The following is a 22,520-nucleotide window of genomic DNA, read 5'->3' as shown; positions in this document are numbered from 1 at the left end:
CTTCTTTATTTTATAATTTATTCAAGGTCCAAGTAACCGTATCACCATCTTTTAGAAAATATTCAACAGCTCCTACATCAGGTTGTTTACCATTCACATCATACATCCAATATTTACTCTCTTTTGTATCTTGCAGATGACCATCAATACCACGAATAAAATCTTTCGCCATTTCTATTTTATAGTTTGTTTCCATGACCGTTTGCAATGATTCGTCTTTTTTGACTTTCACTTCCTTTTTGTCAAACTCTTTGTCGTCTTCCTTCAAGATGATCGTGACGTTTCGCTGGTTTTCGCTTGATTTGGTTGTGTCTTTTTTATCGGTTGTTTTATCACACGCACCTAATAAAAAGATCACCATAATGATCATCATTGTTTTTATCATTTTTTTCATTTTTAGTGCCTCCCTTAATTAAATTATTTTATATCATATTTGATTAAAATCCGTTGAAGTTTTGTTTGAATTGATCTAAATAGTAAACATGAGAAAAAAGCATTTGCAAAACAATAAGAAATTGTATAGGGGACAGCGGTCAACAATAATGCTAGATATCGCTGCCAAGAAAAATAGCGATCGATTGAAAAAACTGTCCATACATCCATAAAGAAAGAAAAGAAAAGACCAGCTAAGATGCCATAAAGTGCTAAAAAAAAATAACTTTTTCTAAGTACCCTCTGTATCAAGGGTAGGCCAGCAAGACAACCGATCAGCCCCCAAGACAACATTTGAAAAGGCGTCCACGGTCCTTGACCAAATAACATATTTGATGTGATTGCTGACAACGAACCCACTAAAAATCCTACCTCAGATCCTAAACAAATACCTGAAATAATGATGATTGCTGTCATCGGTGTAATTGCTGGAATCATATAAAATAAAAATCTGCCTAAAACGGCAATAGCTGTTAATATCGCAATTAACACTAATTCTTTACTATTGATCTGTTTTTTTTCATAGCGATAATAAATTGGAAAACAAGCACCAATCGCTAACAGCATAGAAATCACTTGGTATTGACTAGCTTGAAACAGAGACGCACCTATACCAAACAATAGTAGCACAAGCGATGATCTGAACAAAATCCGCTTCGTCTTATTTTTAATCATCTCCAACTCCTTTTACTACTTTGCAAGCCTCAATTACTTGCTGGGTTGTGACGAAAGAACGAAAGGTATCACGAGAAATTCGACTAGCTGCAGTAGTATAAAATGTATGATGACTGAAAAACTCGTTTGGCGAAGCTATTGTCAGTAAATTATTTTGAAAAAACAGTCCGCAGCGATCAGATAATTCTGCAGCAAAATCCAAATCATGGGTTACGACTAAAATTGTTTTTCCTTGTTTTGCTAGCTTTTTTAATAATGTGATCAGTTGTTTTTTCCCATAGTTATCAATTCCTTTTGTTGGTTCATCCAGCAATAAAATTTTTGAGTCGGTTAAAAGTAATTTTCCTAGCGCCGCTCGTTGACATTCTCCACCACTCAAATCTAAGGGATGCTTTATAAGGTGTTCGTTTAGTCCAAGTAAATCTGCAACGTTTTTTATCTGCTTTAATTGTTCTTGTTCATCCATTTTTTTGCTATCTAAATAATTCCTATAATCCTCCAACACAGAGTCTTTGATAAAGAGTGTTTGAGGCTCTTGTGGTAAATAACCTACAGTGTGCCGATTCTTTTTAATGGGCTGATTCAAAATTGAGATTGCCCCTCGATAACATTTATTGATTCCAGCAATAACTTTCAATAAGGTTGTTTTTCCAGTCCCATTTCCTCCGACTAAAGAAAAAATTTCTCCTTCACGAATCTCAAAATCCACCCCCGCTAAAATATCCCGACCATTTTTTTCATAGCGGAACCAACAATTTTTCAATTGAATACTTTTACTTGCTAGATTCTGAGAAACAGGGTCAGGTTTTTCTTCCTGCAACATAATAGTAGCTGAGAAATGCCGCGCTAAAAACCGCTTCCCTTCTAAAACCGTAACAGGACAATTATCCTGCAGACCACTCTCCAGATAAATTTGCGTAGCACTCGGTAAACTTACGATAAAACGGCTAAGATCGGTTCCACCTTTCTTAATTTCATTGGAAATATTTCTTGGCTCATCTGCAAAAATCATCTGACCTTCATGTAAAAGAACAACTTTATCAGCCTGAGCAAAGATTGATTCCAATCCATGCTCAGCTAATAAAATCGTTAAACCCAGTTCTCGATTTAACCTTACAAGTATATCAACAAATTTTTGTGAAGCAATCGGATCAAGTTGGGTTGTCGGTTCATCTAAAATCAAAATATCTGGTTTCATCACTAAAACAGAAGCTAGATTAATCAGTTGCTTTTGACCACCCGATAATTCGCTTGTTTTAGATTCAAGTAATTCATGAATGCCGAGAAAATTAGCCATTTCAGCAATTCGACTCTTCATTTCAGAAGCTAAAATACTCATATTTTCCAAGCCAAATGCCAGTTCATGCCAAACACTCTCTGTCACAATCTGATTTTCAGGATTCTGCATAACATAGCCAATTTTACTGGTTGTAAAAAGCGCTGGAAGATTCGTGATTTTTTCATTGTTCAGATAAATAGTCCCCGTCTGCTTTCCAGCAGGTGTTAGTTGAGGTTTTAACAGTTTTAGTAGCGTTGATTTTCCACTGCCGGAAGCTCCACAAATTAAAATGAAATCACCTTGATCAATAGATAATGTTAACTCATCTAAGACTATTTTATCGCTTCCAGCATATTGAAATGTTAGATTTTTGATTTCAAGATAGCCCAAATGATCACCTCCCCTACCCGATTAACAAACGGAAAAAATGCCAAAATGAAAAGAAATAAGTAATTTACCCAGTCTTGTTGTACTAGTAGATACGCATTTTGCTGATAAGGATAATAATTAAATTGATAACATCCATTTATCCTTCCTAAAATAAAAAAAGCAACCGATAGAATAACCAAGATCAAAAATAATGTATCCATTTTTTTCCAACGATAACTCAGTCGACTGCTTCTGGTCATAATGCCCAAACCTCGTGCCTTCATGGAATCTGCCGTTTCCATCGCATTTTCTAACGACCAAGAAAATAAATTCCCAAATAAATCTAAACTATAAGACGTGCGTTCTTTAAAGCTTCTTTTATGTGTTCGTTGAATTGTTTTTTGTACTCGATTTAGGTCTTGATAATAGTGCTGAAGTAACGGTATAAAACGAAAAACCAGCGTTAAAATCAATGTTGCTTTAGGGAAACGTTTTCCGAAAAGATAAAAAAATTGCTCTGAATCAATTGCCGCTTGAAGATTTCTAAACAAATAGATCACCGTCGCAATCATCATACCCATAAAAAAACCGTAGACAAACGCTTCTTTAGTAATTGGTTTATTCAATAAAAAAAATAATATGGTTGCTCCTCGATGGACAAATAAAGGATTCGTCACTGTTATAAGCCCTAGAAAAACCAACGGATAAATCACTATCTTTTTTGGTTTTCCTTTCAAATAAAGTAACTGAAAGAACAAGCTTCCAAAGAAAAAAAGGCTGATGATCACTGGATTTGTCGTACTCATTACGATCAATAGCACCACTATGTAATAGCTCGAAATGACTAGTGGATGTCGTTGTTCAAAAAGCGCTTTATTCATATCAGACTTCCTTTCTCTACTCAGTATTTTCTATTGGATAATAAAAAAACAGCCTACACTGTTCTTTTAGAAACATTCAATTCCTCATTACTTCATTAATATAATAGCGTTTGTAACCTAAAGCAACATTCATATTATATAAATCTAGATAGCGAAAGTCAATTTTTCTTGATCATCCACACCTGCACGAAAATTTTTCTCCTGTTATTCACCCAAACGAAGAATTCTTCGTTATAATAAGATGAACGATTCCTCCTAAATAAACAAAGGAAGTGCTCCTATGAAAACAGAACGTCTATTAGCAATCACTATGATCTTATTAGAAAAAAGACAGATTAGCGCTCCTCAGCTAGCTAAAATGTTGGAAGTTTCAGTCCGCACCATTTACAGAGATATTCAATCTCTTAGTGAATCTGGAATATCGGTAGCTACTTCCCCTGGCTTAAATGGTGGTATCCAAATTATGGATAATTACAAAATAGATAAAAATTTTTTTACCTCTTCTGATATCACTTCTATACTGATCGCACTAGAGAGCTTATCACAAAATATTTCTCCGATTCAAATAAATCAAACCTTTGAAAAAATAAAAACACTTGTTCCAGCGAATTTTTCAGAAGAAATTGAATTCAAAACCAACCAAATTGCAATCGATTTAACGCCTTGGACCAGGAACAATACGCTACAACCTTTTTTAGAAATCGTTAAATCCAGTATGGATCAACACCGATTACTTTGTTTTGACTATGAAGATAATCACGGGAGAAAAACCGAACGAACTGTTGAGCCTTATCGACTTGTTTTGAAGGAAATCAGTTGGTATTTACAAGCCTATTGCTTAGAAAGAAATGATTTTAGAACTTTCAAGCTTTCTAGAATGATTAATTTAAACTTGTCTTCTTCAACATTTATTCTACGAAACTTTAAAGCGGAACCATTAGGGAAGGAACCTTTCTACAGTAGAAATTTTACGATCACGACGCTCAAAGTGACGCATAAAATCAAAGAGCAGTTAGTTGATAAATTTGGACAATTACGGTTTTATCCTTCTAATGAATCTGAGAAATTGATTGTCGAATTTCCTTTTACGGAAGATGAATTTAGCTACAATTTACTTTTGGGGTTTGGCAGTCAATGCGAATGTCTAAAGCCGGCTCATGTTAGAACCGAATTGAAACGGCGTATCGAAAATTTGCTTACGCTTTATCAAAACCATAGATAAAAAAAAGCTTCTCAGCTTGTACTAAATTACGGTACACTCTGAAAAACTTATTCATTTTATTTCTTTTTCTTACCGCCAAAAGCATCTTTCATTTTATCAAAGAAACCTTCTTCTTGCTGTTCACTTACGGTTTGACCGCCAGCTTTAGCAAATGTGCGTAATGCTTCTTTTTGTTCGTCGTTTAAGTTTTTTGGCGTGATGATTTTAACTTTCACGTGCTGATCGCCATTAACACCGCCACGTAAGCGTGGCGCGCCTTTGCCACGTAAACGGAAATTTGTTTCTGTTTGAGTGCCTGCTGGGATTTTCAATTTTACATCGCCATGAACCGTCGGTACTTTGACTTCATCACCAAGCGCTGCTTGTACGAAGCTCAATGGTAAGTCATAGTAGATTTCTGAACCTTCACGGTCGAAAATATTACTGTCTTCTACGCTGAATACAACGTATAGATCACCATACGGTCCACCGTTCATTCCAGCTTCTCCTTGATTTGCCAGACGCATTTGTTGTCCGTCTTCTACTCCAGCTGGAACATTGACTTTCACTTTATGCGCTTTTTTGTCATGTCCAGTTCCGTGACATGTTGGACAAGGCTCTTTGATTTCTTTACCAGTACCACGACAAACATCACAAGTTTGACGGCTCATCACACGGCCAAGTGGCGTTTGACGTTCAACATTGATCGAACCAGAGCCATGACACTTATGACAAGTTTCAGGATGAGTACCAGGTTTAGCCCCATTCCCTCCACAGGTTTCGCAATTATCTTCGCGATTATACTTGATTTCTTTTTCCACACCAAAAATCGCTTCTTCAAACTTTAGATTGACTGTATATTGCAAATCAGATCCTTGTCTTGGCGCAGTCGGATCGACACTACGAGAGCCACCGCCAAAGAATGAATCGAAAATATCTTCAAATCCACCAAAGCCACTGCCTCCACTAAATCCACCACCGCCGAAGCCACCAAAACCACCAGCACCGCCGTAGTTTGGATCAGTCCCTGCATGACCATATTGATCGTAAGCTGCTTTCTTTTGAGGATCGCTCAATACTTCATATGCTTCAGATACTTCTTTGAATTTCTCTTCAGCATCTGCTTCTTTATTGATATCTGGGTGGTATTGCTTGGAAAGCTTACGGTAAGCTTTTTTTATTTCATCATCTGAAGCACCTTTCGCTAAACCCAAGACTTCATAATAATCTTTTTTCGTAGCCATTAGTTCCCCTCCAACTATTATTACATTTATTTTAAAAAGGATCGACGCCAACTTATTGGTATAAAAACATCGTTGTAATCATACCACAAATTAAGTAAAAGCAAAATAGCTTCCCTCAATTTGCTAATATTTATCTACAAATAAAGATAGGCAAAGACCAAAGCGATGACTTTGGTCTTTGCCAGCTTGTTAACGATTATTTATCGTCGCCTTCTACTTCTTCAAAGTCAGCATCTACAACATCATCAGCTCCACCTTGTGCAGCTTCAGGATTTTCTTGCGCTTGTTGTTGCGCTGCTTGTTCATAAAGTTTTACTGTTAAGTTTTGAACGATTTCGTTTAATGAATCACGTTTTTCTTTCATTTGTTCGATATCGTTCGCTTCGACAGCTGCTTTTAACTCATCACGAGCATCTTCCGCTTTTTTCACTTCATCAGCATCTACTTTGCCTTCTAATTCTTTCAATGTTTTATCAACAGTGAATAATAATGCGTCAACGTCGTTACGTAAGTCAACTTCTTCTTTACGTGCTTTATCTGCTTCGGCGTTAGATTCAGCATCTTTCACCATACGTTCGATTTCGTCATCTGATAAACCAGAAGAAGATTTAATTGTAATGGTTTGCTCTTTTTGCGTTCCTAAATCTTTCGCACGTACATTTACGATACCGTTTTTATCGATATCAAAACTTACTTCGATTTGAGGCACACCACGAGGAGCGGCAGGAATATCTGTTAATTGGAAACGACCTAGTGTTTTATTATCTGCTGACATTGGACGTTCACCTTGTAATACATGAATATCTACAGCTGGTTGGTTATCAGCAGCAGTTGAGAACACTTGAGATTTACTTGTTGGGATCGTTGTATTACGGTCGATCAATTTCGTAAATACGCCACCCATTGTTTCGATACCTAATGATAATGGTGTTACGTCTAATAATACAACGTCTTTCACATCACCTGTGATAACTCCGCCTTGAATTGCAGCTCCCATTGCTACTACTTCATCCGGGTTCACTGATTTATTTGGTTCTTTGTTTGTTTCTTTACGCACAGCTTCTACAACAGCTGGAATACGTGTAGATCCACCAACTAAAATAACTTCATCGATTTCAGACGGATTCAAACCAGCATCTTTCAACGCTTGGCGTACAGGAGTTTTCGTACGTTCTACTAAATCACTTGTTAATTCGTCAAATTTAGCACGAGTCAAGTTCATTTCTAAGTGCAATGGACCAGCATCTCCTGCTGTGATAAACGGTAAGCTGATTTGTGTTGAAGTAACGCCTGATAAATCTTTTTTCGCTTTTTCAGCAGCATCTTTCAAACGTTGAACAGCCATTTTATCTTTAGATAAATCAACACCGTTTTCTTTTTTAAATTCTGCTACCATGTAGTCGATGATTTTATTATCAAAGTCATCTCCACCTAATTCGTTATCACCAGCAGTTGATAATACGTCGAATACGCCATCGCCCAATTCAAGGATCGATACGTCAAATGTACCACCACCAAGGTCAAATACTAAAACTTTTTCGTCTTTATCGGTTTTATCTAAACCATAAGCTAATGCTGCCGCTGTTGGTTCGTTAACGATACGTTCTACTTCTAAACCAGCGATTTTACCAGCGTCTTTTGTTGCTTGACGTTGTGCATCGTTGAAGTATGCTGGAACAGTGATAACAGCTTTATCAACTTTCTCACCTAAATACTCTTCAGCAAAACCTTTTAAATATTGTAAAATCATTGCAGAAATTTCTTGTGGTGTATAAGATTTACCATCTGCTTCTACTTTATAACCAGCTTCACCCATGTGACGTTTGATTGAGGAAATTGTATGTGGATTCGTCACAGCTTGACGCTTTGCAACTTCACCAACTTGGATTTCGCCATTTTTGAATGAGACTACTGAAGGTGTTGTACGGTTTCCTTCTGGATTTGCAATAATTTTTGCTTCTCCGCCTTCTAAAACTGCAACTGCAGAGTTTGTTGTTCCTAAGTCAATACCAATAATTTTACTCATAATTAATAATCTCCAATCTATGTTTTTAGTTAATTTTTTATTTATATCAATGCAAACATTGTTTTCTGTTGCTACTGGGCAACGATAACCATGCTTGCTCGTAAAACGCGGTCATGTAATTTGTAGCCTTTTTGTAATACTTCGACGATTGTGTCTGCTGGTGTTTCATCGCTTGCAGGAATCGTTTGAACGGCTTGATGTAAATTAGGATCAAAAACTTCGCCCATTGTTGGGATTTCTTCGATACCTTCATCTTTCAATGCAGCTTGTAATCCTTCAAGAACCATCGCGACACCTTTTTTCAAACTTGCACTTTGTTCATCATCGACTTCTATTGCCATCGCGCGCTCTAAATTATCGATCGAAGGTAGTAATTTTTTACCTAAATCCTGTGAACGATAACGAACAAGCAATTCACGCTCATTTTTGAAACGATTGCTCATATTGGCAATTTCAGCGCGTGCTCTTAAAAACTTATCTTCCATTTCTGATAATTCAGCATTGACATTTTCTAATTCTGTCATCTCAGCTTCTGTTTCAGAAACACCTGAATCATCGATAGCTTCCAAATGTTCATCTTTTAATTCTTCATTTGTTTCTTTTTTATTACTCACTCTGGCAACTTCCCTTCTCGTTTCCGTAGAATTATTAGAATTCTATATTTTCAACTTTTTACTTATTCATCTAGAGAACGATAATAAGCACCAAGTTTTGAAGCTAGTTCATGGCGAAAAACATCCACCAAACCAAACATTTTTGAATAAGGCATACTTGTAGGACCTAACAAAGCAATCGTCCCTTTACCGTGGCCAGTCACTTCATAAGTTGCTGTAATCATGCTCATATGGTCAAGTAAATCGTTTCCTATTTCTGAGCCAATTCGAATCGCTATTTGCGTTTCTGTCTCTTCATCAGCTGTCAACAAATGTGTAATCTCATTCGTATTTTTCATAAAAGTATAAACAGATTTTAGTTGGTCAATGTCTTTCTCTACACCGAAGTCTAAAAGGTTCATACGTCCGCTGACAAAAACTTTTTCTTCAAAAGCGTGTCCAAGCATTGCATCAAATAGATTCATCATGCCTTCTGGGGTTTGAAAATGACGATGTAAAATCATGGGAATTTCTGTACGCAAACGATGATAAACCGTCAATAATGGTTGTCCCACTAATTTATCATTGATTATTTGAGTCATCTTTTCCAAATCTTGACTTGAAACGGATGATGGAATCGCAAATACTTGGCTTTCTACATTGCCTTTATCCGTTACGATAATCGCTATGATCTGACGTTCATTTAATGGAACAATTCGAAAACCAGTCAATCTTCGTTCCTTTACCTCAGGACCTAATGAAAAAGCCGTGTAACTAGTCAAATTAGAAAGTATTTCAGCTGATTGTTCAATGATATCGTTTATTTCATGAAATTCTTTCCCAAACGAATGGCGAATTGTTTCTAACTCATCATGTTCGACTTCAGTTGGCCTCAACAAATGATCCACATAGTAGCGATAACCATCCATCGAAGGAATTCTACCAGAAGACGAATGAGTTTTAAGCAATAAACCATAAGCTTCTAAAGCTTTCATATCATTACGAATGGTCGCAGAACTCGTCTTGATTCCTTCTTCCATTAATTTCTTTGAACCTACAGGATTACCTGTATTTGTGTACCCTTGGATGATAAGTCGCAAAATATTCTTTTGTCTTTCCGTTATCATAAGTTACCACCCTCCATTAGCACTCATACTGATCAAGTGCTAATACATTTATTAATATAGCAAGTTCTCAGATAAATGTCAAGAGAAAAACATGCGCAATTAGCACTCTTCAACACCGAGTGCTAACAGAGAAAAAAAGTGACTGGGACATAACTCTGTGAGTTATGTCTCAGTCACCTAGAATCCGAATAAACGGTGGGAACAGAAGCACCCCTTCGGAAATAAGCTCTTCTGTCCCAACCTCTAAAAAACTAGACTTTATTATTCTACATCTAAAAGAAATGCCTCAAATACATCATTCCCTACAAAAAGTCCTTTTTCAGTAAGTTGAATATGGCTCTCGTTTTCTATTAGCAATCCCTTTTGAACCAGCTCTGGAATTATCTCTTTATAAACTTGGTTTAAAGATAAACCAAATTTCTCTTTAAAACGAAATTTTGAAACACCACTCATTTTTCGTAAACCTAAGAAAAGTTCTTCTTCCATTTGATTGTTTAGTGTCAATATCTCTGTTTCAACTGTAGGCAGTTGATTTTTTCTTAATGGTTTTAAATAGTGTTGGATTGGACCATGATTACGGTAACGAGTGTGCCCTAAATAACCACTTGCTCCCGCCCCAAATCCATAATAGTGTTCATTATTCCAGTACAATAAATTATGTTGACTTTCTTGCCCTTTTAAAGAAAAGTTACTGACTTCATATTGATGACGTCCAGCTTTTTCCATTGCAATAATTGTTTCTTCAAACATCAGAGCTTCGACTTCTTGATCTGGCAAGTGCAAACGACCTTGACGAACCCAATTCATAAACATTGTTTTATTTTCTAAAATCAATGAATAGAGCGAATAATGAGGTAAATCAAGTTCAATCGCACGTTTCAACGTATCTCTAAAATCTTCTAAGGTTTGACCAGGTAAGGCGTAGATCAAATCGATACTCACATTTAAAAAATCTTCTTTCTCCAAAAATTTCATCGTATCGTAGACATCTTCTGCTGTATGTTTGCGTCCGATTTTCTTTAGCAACTGATTATCAAAGGTTTGTACGCCCATTGATAATCGATTCACGCCATATTCTTTCATCACTTGTAATTTTTCCCGAGTCAAATCTCCTGGATTTGCTTCAACAGTAAATTCATTTTTATCGTTAAACGGCAGTAATTCCCGCACGCCTTTCAGCAAAACAGCCAATTGTTCTGCTGAAAGTGAAGTTGGCGTCCCACCCCCAATGTATATTGTTTCAGTATCGAGGCTTGGATATTGTTCTTTCGTCAAGCGAATTTCTGTCAAAAGACCTTGAATATATTCATCTACAGGCTGCCCTTCTAAAAAAACTTTGTTGAAGTCACAGTAGTAACATATGTGTTCACAAAATGGGATATGTAAGTAGGCTCCGACCTTGTTATTACTATTTTTTTTATCATTTATCATCTATTTTTATTCCTTTCAAAATACAAAACCATACTACTTTTCAGATAGCTATATTCAATTCACGAATTTACAAATCAAGCATCTTTTAAGCTTTCATCCAATACTTTTTGTTTCGTTTTCCAGAAATAGGATCATGATCAGACTGATCTGTTCTTATATACCTTTCAGTATAATATCCTCTAAAATCATCAAATCTTACTTTCATAACTTTACTCACCCTTATACATTCAAACTACGTGAATTGAAGATAAATATAGTTTACGAAAAGTGAAACTAAAAACAGAAAAAACAGAATTAGTTCGTGCCAAACCAATCTTTTATTACTTTTTAGTTTAACATATTTTTTTGTCATTTTCTAACTCAGTAACCTCTCTCGTGTACCTTCCATTTCAAGAATTGCATTAATCCAAACTGACTTATGAGTAGGATTAATGACATACTCATGAAATTAATTGCTACTTCTTATCTTTATTAACCAGACATTTAATGTATTCTTGTTTAAACCTTCAAACCCTTGGATTAGTGCATCTTTAGTAGTCACATTCATTTTCTTCTTTCTTAATCTACTCATTATTTGAGACACCAAACCGTATTTGATTTTCACCTCTCCCAGTTTACGGAAAGCTTTACTGAAATATCATTATACACTTTACACATCTTGGAATGAACGTGTTTTATTCCTGCACTTATTGCCAAAAATGATGAGAATATAACAGACACAAAATTTCAAAAAATAGGAACTTCAAAGAAAATGCTTCCTTCAGAGTTCCCATCAAATACTACTTTTTAATATTTTCAATACACCGCTTCTCTAATTACTAAATCAACAAATGTCTCTTCAATACCAGTGATACCTTTTTAGTAAAAAAATGCGTAATAAAAATAGAAACACTTATTGTAACTATAGCCATAAATCTGTCCATAGTTTTAATAGATCGTCTTCGCATAAGTAAATCTTCATTGGCAATCGCCAACTCTTTTATTAGCTAAATCCCCTTCCTTTTCATCCTGTATTTTTTCGTTTAGGATACAAAAATAGACACATTATAAATAGAATATATCATCAAACCAATCATCATATTTTTTACTATGCGTAGTCAAAATTATGGTATGTCCTCTCTTTTTTAATTCTTTAAATTGCAGCATTATCATTTTTTCGTTTTCACTATCTAATGCAGCTGTAGGTTCATCGGCTATAATTAAATTGCCATTTTTTAAAATGCAACGAGCAAGTCCGATCCTTTGTTGTTCACCGCCGCTTAAAGAGCTAACTTTTACATTTAAATCTAAAGCTGACAAATTCACTTGTAGCAGAGTATCTGTCATTAAGTCAAGTTTCTTTTTCTTTCCTAACTTTTTCGATTTTAAAGCAATTTCTAGATTTTGTTTAATCGTAGAATCCTCCAATAATCCATAATTTTGAAATACAAACCCTAAATCTTTTTTCAAATATCGTCTTCTTTTTTTTATACCAATGTTTGTAACATTTTCTGAATCAAATAAAATATCTCCTGAACTTGCCTTATCTAATAAAGATATTATATTTAGCAACGTGGTCTTTCCAGCACCACTGTTTCCTTTAATCGCGACCAAAGAATTGTTTCTAATTTGCCAATTAATGTTTGAAAATATAGTTTTTCCATTGATTTCTTTAGAAATTTTTTCAATTGATATATCCATTTACTCACCTTCTACTCTAAATCAGTTATATTTATATATATCTTTTTAAAATTTACAAAAGAAAGAATAATGCTTCCTATTGAAATACAACATATTAAAAATAAGATTTCTTTTGTGTAGTTGAAGCATATAATAGACAGCCACGGTAGTATAGAAATAACTACATATGAAATCATAATTAGCTTCAATTTTAGACCGAATAGAATATATAACTTAAATTTTTTTGAATTCATCGAAATAAATACACCACTCAAAAAATAAGAAATTATATAATATAGTAATATTAGCGTACCTATTATCACAAAGAAAATCCCCATAATTTGTACATCTTCATTCATAGTACTCATTAGATATTTATACGCACTTATTTGAACTGGAAATTCAGAATACACATCATTTTTTTTGATAATCTCTTTTAAGTCGCCTTTATTTTTCACAAAAAAATAGTCAGTTTGTCCTAAAATAATATCTGCATACACCGAACTTTTTTTCTGAATGTTATTAGGTGTAAGCACTCTTAAAATAGGATTACTTAATTTAGTTCTAGTGGATCCAAAAAACATTAATGTAGGATTATTTTTAATGAAAATGAATTCTATGTCTTTTATTTCTTTTTTTATAACTTTTTTTGAAAATTCCTGTGCTACTTCAAAGTCATAAAAATTATGTGACTTCCTATAATAAGCCTTCACTTCGTCTATATTTTCTTTAAACTTTTCTGGAACTAGAATAATCAACTTTTTTTCATTATTATCAATGTTTATTTTTTTCCCTTTTAGATCTTTTACTTCAACAAAAGAATGCTCAAGATACGATGGGCTTACCCACATTTCGTTTGAATCATAATCCTCTTCATATTCATCTCCATTTAATCTAGCTCTAGTTGAGTCTTCTAATCTAAATAGCAACAATCCTTCTTTGTAAAATTCCTCTAATAACGCCGTATGATGTTGAAATGAAGGAATCAATCGTTCTTCATCCTCAGGAGATACTCCCGCAGATAATAATGGTAAATAAAAATAATCCTCTAACATTTTTTGATTTTTCTTTCTATTAACTGTTAAGTCTGCATTTTCTACAGCCAATGGTATAGCTTCGGATAGTCCAAAAGCAATTAACGGAACTATGCAATAGATAAAAAGCGCGCCTATTATTACTGACAGCTTTAGCGGTTTTTTTCCTTTAAAAGAAAGCCAATCTTTTTTTGAAATTTTAACAAAAAATGCAATAAGAAGGTAAGAAATGAAAATTAGTAAACTATTGCTTTTCCAAAATTTTAAAATTAACTTTAAAACAAGGAGGATACTAACCTCTTTAATTATTAAATAAATAGCAAATAAAAAACTAACACCTACTAGTAGAAACACAGCAGGGAGAATATTGTAATAAATGTCATTAACTAATTGTAAATCACTATAGCCAAAATAACTTTTAATTGTATTATTTTTATAATTTAGATAATAGAAAAACAATATGATAAGTGCTAAGGTGATCGTGATAATAATATTTATTATTTGAAATAAATTGTATGTAGAATAATTATTATTTTCTTCTTTTGACTCAATTTGGATATCTAATTTCATTTGCAAATCCTTACAAAAACGAGAAACAAGTTTTTTTTGTTGATACTGAATTATATATCTACCTGAAAGAATATCAGAATGAATCAGTTGATTAAAATCTCTAAATATATATTCATTACTTGAAGACAAAAAACCCGAATTTTTTAAAGTGAATTTTTCTTTATTTTGAGGTGGTATCATTTGTAAGTTTTGAAATATTTTTTTCGAATTAAAATTAATTTGTGAAAAAAAAACAGAAGAAGTTGTTTCATCATTTGTATCATTCTTATAAACGTTTACTTGATATTTTTCACTTAACTCTTTAATTGTTTTTACAATCTCTTTTTTCCTTTGATTATCCCCATCTATAATATTTTTTTCTGAGAAAACGACAACTTGCGAATTATTAACAATAGCTTGTCTAAACTGTTCTGTTTCTTCAGAGATTCCTTGAAAATAGGAAGAACTAAAAGAAAAAAGAGAAAGTAAGAAAAAAACAAGTACAAGCATTTTTTTCATATACTCTCTCCATTTTGTTTATTTTGTATCCCAGTATGAATTATTAGTAGAATAACTCCAGTATTTTGGAGTCTCAGCACTTGCAGTCTTTTTCTTTCCAACCCAACCTGACTTAGTATACTTGTTATTCATCATCGCAGTTGTCTTATGCGTTTTTGAGTTATGTGTATATTTACTATACTGAGAATATCTAGCTATTCCTTTCACTCCAAATTCATGAGTCCCACCGCCAACTTTAACAGATAATTTCAAAAGAGGGTTGTCTCTTACAACAAAAGATTCAGCTTGATTAGTGGTTGCGATATCTGAAGGATAACCTTGTCCTGAATCTGCCGAAACGGAAGTTGAAAAACCTAAAACTGAAACACTTGTGACAAATAAGCTAACTATTATTTTTTTCATTAAAATCCCACCTTTAATATTTTTTTGCTAAATTAGTTAAAACAACAGTATACAGGACAGTAACCTTATAAAAATTTAATTTATGGTAATGTCCCTACTACAGGAATCTACTTTTCCTTCCACCATAGTATGCTTATCCTATATCAACTTCTGAATTTCATCTAAAGCTGTTACAATACTCGAAGAAATGATCCTCTCTAAATTTAAAAGAATATTACTAATAGAATTTGTGCACTAAATCTATTAACATCATTTTAGCGTTTCTAGAAAAAGAATTCATGAGTAAAAGCGGAAAAACTATAGACAACTATTCTTTTTTAGTTGTAATATATATATGAGATATGGTTGTCCTAAAATAGTTTTGGAGCTTTATCTACGAACTATGTCTAATCCTTAGAAGCTATTGAAGTGTCTATCCACCTTTCTCCTTATTCTAAATTAATGATTTTATATAGAGGATGGAAATAGATGATTCAAAAAAATACTTAGAAATCTAAATGAGGTGAGTTTTTGAAAGACAAATTCTCAAAAACATTGATTATGATTGCTTGGGTTGTAATTATTATCTATTCATTTTCTACAGTTTCAATTAATGCGTGCATAATCTTCAATTTTTTTAATCTAATTATTGGTGTTTATTTACTTTTTCTAGGTACTTTAGTTTATTTTAAAGCTGGAAATTATCACTCATCAATTAGTTTTTTATTTCTTTCAATTTCAATGTGTTTTACTTTTGTCTTTATGTATTCTGACAATGTAATCCTAAACAAAGTGGGATTAGCATTTTTAGTACTATGTCCCGCTTTATTATACTTTTTTCTCTATTCTTTTATTCATGGAAAAAAAACTATTTTTTTTCAACTGAATCTATTATTACTCGTCATAATTTCTGCAATGAGCGAATTAGCATTCTTCACAAAAACCTTTGCACATCATAGTTTGATTATTTTATTGGTTTCAACAATCATCTCATGCTTTTTAGTTATTTTTAAAGAAAAAAAATTTTTCTTTCAGTCAAAAGATTATTATCTATTAAGTCTCTCCATTTTACTATCCTATGTTCCATTTACACTTTTTTATTTTCTATTTATCTTTTTCGAAAGTTTTCAACTTTCTATCCTAGCATACCTTTCAATATTAACATTAATCACACTTCCAACTACAATAGCCTATTTACTCATTAGAAGTAATGTGATAGTACTTAAACAAGATCACAATCTATTACTAAGCAGTATACTATGTATAGTTCTGTTCGCCATAAGTTTATTCTTTGTTGATTTGGATGGAAAAAACAGAATTTTAATTACGCTTCTATTTTCTATCGTAATGGCAATTAATCTTATCATCAACACAAAATTAAAAAATAAGAAATTGAAAAAGTTAAACGAACACACCAGAAATCTTTCAAATGAAAAAATTGAGTTACTAAATCAAATTACTTACTCACATCTTTCACATTCAATTTCTGAGCTCATATTGAGAAATTTAACACAATCAACCAATGTTGATAACATATTAGTCATTGCTCAATCAGAAAACAGTTGTGTTGTTATTTGTGAAAAAGGTACAAAGATTTCAAAATCAGTAAAAAAAAGGATTAAACGGATAGAAATAGAAATACAGCAGCTAGAAATTGAAAATCAAGCTTACCTTTGTATTCCAATCCGACAATCAACTGAAATAGTCTGGGTTTTCTTAAGTCAAAGAAAACATTACACGCGCTTGTCAAAGTATGATATTGAAATTGTGATTGAAACAATTGAACAATATAACGTGATTTTAACTATGATTAAATTAATCCACGAGTCTCAACAAAAATATATTACCTCATCTTTCGTTACAAATAATCTTATCCAAACAAAGTTATTCAACAATATAGAATCTGAAAAAATGAACTACGCTAATTATCTACACGATAATATACTCCAATCCGTTATTGGCTTAAGCACTCTCGTTAGTAATTTAACTGGTGATTCAGAAATTACAGATCTAATTGACATAGAGTTCAAAAAATTAATTCAGTCTATCAGGAACCAAATTTTTGATACGTTTCCTTCTACACTATACAATGTATCGTTTGAAGAAAATATCAAAATACTGATGGCGGATTTTAACAGAAAAAAAGCAGATACGATTGAACGTTTACTCTTAAACATTTCGGTTAAAAAAGAATTACCTAAACATATCATTGCTCCAGCGTATAGAATAATAAAAGAATTAAATGAAAACATTCTTAAACATTCACTAGCAACAGTAGCAACGACGACCATTTATACTCAGAATCAACGTTTACACATAATCGTTGAAGATAATGGCATCGGTATCAATGACTATAAAAAATTTGAAGAAAGTTCTTTGCATCCAAAACAACACATTGGCTTACTTTCAATCAAAAACGATCTAAATTGGTTAAACGGCTCTTTTGAACTTATTCAAAAAACTAACTCAGAAATTGGAACAAAGATCAGAATAAAAATCCCTTTAAAAGAGGAGGCGGCACATGAACATATTGTTAATTGACGATCATCTGTTAATAGGTAAAAGTCTTGAGCTAACACTTAAAAACAACCCTAATATTAATGAGTTTCATTATATTACAGATCCAAAATCAGCTGAATACTCAGTTAATCTGTATCAACCTTCTATTGTTTTAATGGATATTCATATGGGAGAATATAACGGTCTGGAGCTAGGGAAATATTTACTTAGTAAGTTCGATATAAAATTAGTTTTTCTATCGGGTTTTGATTTAATCGAATATCAAGAAAAAGCAAGTGAACTTGGCGCAAGTGCCTTCCTGAATAAACATATTTCAATTGATCTTTTAATTGATAACTTAAAAAAAATATATTATGAAAATGAAATCATATTCCCAACTAGCAATGATAGTATCTATCACTCATTAACTAGTCGCGAGAAAGAAATACTGCGGTGTCTTTCTTATGGTGATAAGCAATCAACGATTGCAACTACATTGAACATTTCTGATCGAACTATTCGAAACCATATAACATCTATCAATGAAAAAATGAATACAACTTCTGCCCTCGCATCTGTATTGAAAGCGATAGAGTTAGGTATTGTAAGTACTAAATTACAGTGATTTATATTTCATAATGAGTCATTGGTCGTTCTTATTTCTAATTGTTAAACATAATTGGCTGTGTTAACTACTTCATGTTTAATATCATTGGAAAAACAGTATACTTTTACTTACTTTTTTAACAAAAATAGAAAACGCCAGAAAAATTGTCAAATCAAAGTTTAATGTATAGAAACGATTAGAGAGGCTAATGCCAAACCAATAATAAACACAAGTACATCAATTTTTTACTTCGCAAGTTATTACACTTATTTATTATGTATCGAAATCAAATCATCTCTCTTTTTTTCATCAAGAATAGTACAGAATCTCCTTAAAATATTATTATATAAATAGTCACTTATGTACTTTTTTAAGACCTTACTTAACTTTTTAATAATTAAAACCATACCATTTTTCCATACCGCATTCATATAAACAATTATTTTGCAAAAATATGACACTAACATAGAGAACATATACGCTAAGAAAACAAAAAAGAATGTCCCTTAATTTAAAAAGATTCTTCTTTTATCTGTCAGCTTTTTATACGGAATTGCTCTTCAATTTTACTTTTGAAAGAACATAAAATCACAGTAGTAACATATGTGTTCACAAAATGGAATATGTATGTAAGCTGTAATACTATTTGTATCGTTTTTTAATTTTTTTATTCTTCCAATTTAGAAGTCTTCTACTATTTATACAATTATCTAGAAGACGCATCTTATCTTACCATCTTCACTCTTAAAATGTTCAAATTTGATTCAATAAATTCTACAATTTGACGCTTAAAAAATGGCACCTTGATTCTTCTATAGAATCCAAAGTGCCATAACTGGTTTAATTTAGAGTAACTCTTGATATTTTCTCATGTATATCTTTTTGATTACCGTTACTAAAAGTAAGTACGCAACGATTGTTGGAATCAAATAGAAGAAGTAATTTCCCGGCAACGGTGCAAAACCAATACTTGCGCCCAGATTGGTAAATGGCAAGGTGGTACCAACTAAAATTCCAATCGAAGTCACTAGCGTGAGTATTCCTGACGCCCTACTTTGAAGGAATGGAATTTTCGGTGTTCTCAAGACATGAAGCACTAACATTTGTGACCATAGTGATTCAATAAACCAACCTGCATGGAAAATTGCAATAAACACTAACTGTTTATCAGCTGTTAATGAGAAGAAACTTCCACCTAAGATAGTCGGACAGATAATAAAATACATAAATAGATAGGTCACGATATCAAAAATTGAACTTGTTGGTCCAAACCATTTCATAAATGAACCTATCGATTTTGCTTCCCATTTCTTAGGTTTCTCTAGATAGTCTGCATCAACATTGTCCCAAGGAACTGACATACACGATGTATCATAAATCAAGTTCAAGAAAAGTGACTGAATGGGTGCAACTGGCAAGAATGGTAAAAAGATACTTGCTGGAATAACAGAAAACACATTACCAAAATTAGAACTTGCCGTCATTTTGATATATTTCATTGTATTACTGAACACTCTGCGGCCAGATATGATTCCTTGTTCCAAAACCATTAAATCCTTCTGCAGTAAAATGACATCTGCTGATTCTTTGGCAATATCAACTGCTGTATCGACAGAAATGCCCACATCAGATACTTTCATCGCACCAGCATCATTGATTCCGTCTCCCATAAATCCAACTGTTTGCTCGTTTTTTTTCAACGCTTTAACGATTTTTGTTTTTTGATCAGGAGTTACTTTTGTGAAAATATTGTATTCATTGACCGTTCGTTCTAATTGAACATCGGATAATTTAGCAATCGCTGAACCATCAATCATTTTTTCCGTCCCTAGACCAACTTCTTTACAAACCGATTGCGTAACTAATTCGTTATCACCTGTTAAAATTTTTACCGAAACACCATTACTTTTTAACGCATTGATGGCAGCTGCTGCTGTTTCTTTAGGAGGATCTAAAAATGCTAGATAACCTTGTAACACCAGTTCTTTTTCATCATCTACAGAATAATCATCTAATTGATTGTTGACTTTTTTATCTGCAATTGCTAATACTCGTAAGCCATCTTGATTTAGTTCTTTCACTGTTTTTAAAACTTGTTTTTTTCTATCTAAAGTGAGTGCGATAATGTTTCCATGTTGATTGATATAAGAGCAAGCTTGTAACATTTCTTCAACTGCTCCTTTAGTAATCAAAGAACTTTGATTGGATCTTCTATTTTTGACTACTACACTCATTCTTCTACGATTAAAATCAAAAGGAATTTCGTCAATTTTAAAGTAATCTTCTTCATCGATGGATAATTCTTTTGATGTCGCTTCAATAATTGCTTTATCGATCAAATTACGTAAACCTGTTTGAAAATAGCTATTTAAAAAAGCCGACTGTAGCACTTCACGATCTTCTTGGCATGAAGTATTGTAATGATATTCTAAAATAACTTTGTCTTGTGTTAGCGTTCCAGTCTTATCCGTACATAAAATATCCATCGCCCCAAAGTTCTGAATGGCATTGACATTTTTCATGATTGTTCCTTCTTTTGCCATGTCTCTAGAACCTTTGACTAAATTGGTTGTAACGATCATCGGAAGCATTTCTGGTGTAAGTCCTACAGCTGTCGCAATCGCAAACATCAACGCTTCACTCCAGTTGCCTTTCGTAATTCCGTTGATCAGAAATACGGCTGGCGTAATGACCATCATAAAACGAATCAACAACCACGTGGTTTTATTCACGCCTAATTCAAAACTTGTTTTTTTCTCGTCATCTGCTACATCTTGGGCAATTTTTCCAAATAATGTATTATCACCAACACGAACAGCTACTCCAACCCCGCTACCACTGACTATGTTACTGCCTAAAAATAATAGATTTTCGAAATCCGTTTGGTTGTTATTTGCAGAAACAAAGTTCTTAACTTTCTTTTCAACTGGAAAACTTTCTCCAGTCAAAGCTGACTGTGAAACAAACAAGTCTTTAGCATGAATCAACCGCAAGTCTGCTGGAATCATATCGCCAGCTGAAAGCTTGACTAAATCGCCACAAACAACTTCATCCATCGGAATATCCATTTCTTTGTTTTCTCTTGTGACTGTTGCTGTGATTTGGATCATATTTTGTAGTTTGCTGACAGCATTGCTTGATTTCACGGATTGGACTAGTGTCATTGTACCGCTCAGTAAAACCATGACCAACATGATCAAAACCCCAGCAAGATCTTTTTCACTTGGATCAGCGTAAACATATTCAGTAAAAAATGAGATAGTTGCAAGAATCATCAATACAACAGTGAATGGTGTAACATAAGATTTTATCACGGTATAAATAAATGATTTCTTTTTATCATCTGTGATTTTATTGACACCAAATTGCTCCTTTGAGCGTTGAACTTCCCTGGCTTTTAATCCATCCCATGAGGAGGAAAAACTTTCTAATACTTTATCAATAGATAAATTAGCTAATTTTTGATAAGCTTTTTCATGGATCATGTTCTTCATTTCTTTTTGCATTTGGATTATCCTCTTTTCTTTTAGTTGATTCCTGTTCTATCGAACTATCTTCTGGCACTTTAACCACACCCTTTCCACACAAAAAGAGCGCACTGAAAACTCAGCCCGCTTTGCCGTGAGTCTTCGTAATCGTTGAGTTTTGGCACTATACAACGTAAAAAGCATCTGCTTTTAGCTACCTTAAGAAAAGCCTTCGTTCGACAATTCCTGTTCTACCCATTGGCGTCTCTCGACATTTTTGGGCAGTAGCCTGTGTTTGTATAGGAGCCTCACCTAACAAGAAGAATTACACTATCATTCTAATGAGTTATGTCATTATTTTATAGACATAAAAACTTATACCACTATAACTTTTTTTGAATATAGTTTAGTAAGTCTTCTTAGGATCAGAATATTTTTGATATTCTTCAACAAATTATTTGTAAAAAAAAATACATATATGACTAAAAAGAGAGGGTCTATTTAATCATTTTTATTTATGATCGTTGCATAGACGAATATCCCAACT

General features: G+C 33.3%; 15 protein-coding genes, 1 pseudogene and 1 riboswitch. Of the genes and pseudogenes, 3 read left to right on the top strand and 13 right to left on the bottom strand.

Annotated features, from left to right (window positions below; translation table 11 throughout):
* Window positions 1-10: 10 nt before the first annotated feature.
* Genes AC4BBR_RS06565 through AC4BBR_RS06550 form a run of 4 tightly spaced genes read right to left on the bottom strand, consistent with a single transcriptional unit; the run spans window position 11 to window position 3,636 of the window.
* Entirely contained in the window at window positions 11-394 is a 384-nt protein-coding gene (locus AC4BBR_RS06565; protein ID WP_490461744.1) for a DUF4430 domain-containing protein, read from the bottom strand.
* Window positions 395-417: 23 nt separating this feature from the next.
* Window positions 418-1,107, bottom strand: a complete 690-nt coding sequence (locus AC4BBR_RS06560; RefSeq protein WP_490461743.1) for an ECF transporter S component — start codon at window positions 1,105-1,107, stop codon at window positions 418-420.
* A complete protein-coding gene (locus tag AC4BBR_RS06555; RefSeq protein ID WP_490461742.1) occupies window positions 1,100-2,776 on the bottom strand; it encodes an ABC transporter ATP-binding protein in 1,677 nt (558 codons plus the stop codon). The genes AC4BBR_RS06560 and AC4BBR_RS06555 overlap by 8 nt, the downstream gene beginning before the upstream one ends.
* Entirely contained in the window at window positions 2,749-3,636 is an 888-nt protein-coding gene (locus AC4BBR_RS06550; RefSeq protein WP_490461741.1) for an energy-coupling factor transporter transmembrane component T, read from the bottom strand. The genes AC4BBR_RS06555 and AC4BBR_RS06550 overlap by 28 nt, the downstream gene beginning before the upstream one ends.
* Window positions 3,637-3,916: 280 nt before the next feature.
* On the opposite strand from AC4BBR_RS06550, the gene AC4BBR_RS06545 reads away from it, so the two are divergent.
* A complete protein-coding gene (locus AC4BBR_RS06545) occupies window positions 3,917-4,858 on the top strand; it encodes a helix-turn-helix transcriptional regulator (protein ID WP_490461740.1) in 942 nt (313 codons plus the stop codon).
* Between the two features lie 56 nt (window positions 4,859-4,914).
* On the opposite strand, the gene dnaJ is transcribed toward AC4BBR_RS06545, so the two are convergent.
* The 8 genes and pseudogenes from dnaJ to AC4BBR_RS06505 all read right to left on the bottom strand — a co-directional run bounded on the left by dnaJ (window position 4,915) and on the right by AC4BBR_RS06505 (window position 15,421).
* Window positions 4,915-6,081, bottom strand: coding sequence for a molecular chaperone DnaJ (dnaJ, locus tag AC4BBR_RS06540; protein ID WP_490461739.1), 1,167 nt, complete (start codon window positions 6,079-6,081; stop codon window positions 4,915-4,917).
* Between the two features lie 196 nt (window positions 6,082-6,277).
* Window positions 6,278-8,107, bottom strand: a complete 1,830-nt coding sequence (gene dnaK, locus AC4BBR_RS06535; RefSeq protein ID WP_490461738.1) for a molecular chaperone DnaK — start codon at window positions 8,105-8,107, stop codon at window positions 6,278-6,280.
* Between the two features lie 71 nt (window positions 8,108-8,178).
* Window positions 8,179-8,760 (bottom strand): annotated as a pseudogene (grpE, locus tag AC4BBR_RS06530) (nucleotide exchange factor GrpE); the annotation flags it as partial.
* 23 nt (window positions 8,761-8,783) lie between these two features.
* On the bottom strand, window positions 8,784-9,827 hold the full coding sequence (gene hrcA / locus AC4BBR_RS06525; protein WP_490461737.1) for a heat-inducible transcriptional repressor HrcA: 1,044 nt from the start codon (window positions 9,825-9,827) through the stop codon (window positions 8,784-8,786).
* A 261-nt stretch (window positions 9,828-10,088) separates the two neighbouring features.
* Entirely contained in the window at window positions 10,089-11,258 is a 1,170-nt protein-coding gene (gene hemW / locus AC4BBR_RS06520; protein ID WP_490461736.1) for a radical SAM family heme chaperone HemW, read from the bottom strand.
* A 1,044-nt stretch (window positions 11,259-12,302) separates the two neighbouring features.
* Window positions 12,303-12,938: an ATP-binding cassette domain-containing protein gene (locus AC4BBR_RS06515; RefSeq protein ID WP_490461735.1), complete on the bottom strand. Its 636-nt coding sequence runs from the start codon at window positions 12,936-12,938 to the stop codon at window positions 12,303-12,305.
* An 11-nt stretch (window positions 12,939-12,949) separates the two neighbouring features.
* Complete coding sequence (locus tag AC4BBR_RS06510) at window positions 12,950-15,019, bottom strand: hypothetical protein (RefSeq protein ID WP_490461734.1); 2,070 nt, start codon at window positions 15,017-15,019, stop codon at window positions 12,950-12,952.
* Between the two features lie 18 nt (window positions 15,020-15,037).
* A complete protein-coding gene (locus AC4BBR_RS06505; RefSeq protein ID WP_490461733.1) occupies window positions 15,038-15,421 on the bottom strand; it encodes a lactococcin 972 family bacteriocin in 384 nt (127 codons plus the stop codon).
* Between the two features lie 1,476 nt (window positions 15,422-16,897).
* Here AC4BBR_RS06505 and AC4BBR_RS06500 point away from each other — a divergent pair.
* Complete coding sequence (locus AC4BBR_RS06500; RefSeq protein ID WP_490461732.1) at window positions 16,898-17,941, top strand: sensor histidine kinase; 1,044 nt, start codon at window positions 16,898-16,900, stop codon at window positions 17,939-17,941.
* Window positions 17,922-18,524, top strand: a complete 603-nt coding sequence (locus tag AC4BBR_RS06495) for a response regulator transcription factor (protein WP_490461731.1) — start codon at window positions 17,922-17,924, stop codon at window positions 18,522-18,524. Before AC4BBR_RS06500 ends, AC4BBR_RS06495 begins: the two co-directional genes overlap by 20 nt.
* A gap of 827 nt (window positions 18,525-19,351) precedes the next feature.
* Here the strand turns inward: AC4BBR_RS06495 and mgtA are convergent.
* Window positions 19,352-22,012: a magnesium-translocating P-type ATPase gene (gene mgtA / locus AC4BBR_RS06490; protein ID WP_490461730.1), complete on the bottom strand. Its 2,661-nt coding sequence runs from the start codon at window positions 22,010-22,012 to the stop codon at window positions 19,352-19,354.
* A gap of 117 nt (window positions 22,013-22,129) precedes the next feature.
* Window positions 22,130-22,300, bottom strand: a riboswitch (M-box (ykoK) riboswitch).
* Between the last annotated feature and the right edge of the window lie 220 nt (window positions 22,301-22,520).

The sequence above is a fragment of the Enterococcus sp. AMC1251 genome (genome assembly GCF_058216535.1).
The sequence above is the reverse complement of the archived record's forward strand: the minus strand, read 5'-3'. Positions and strand labels throughout refer to the sequence as shown.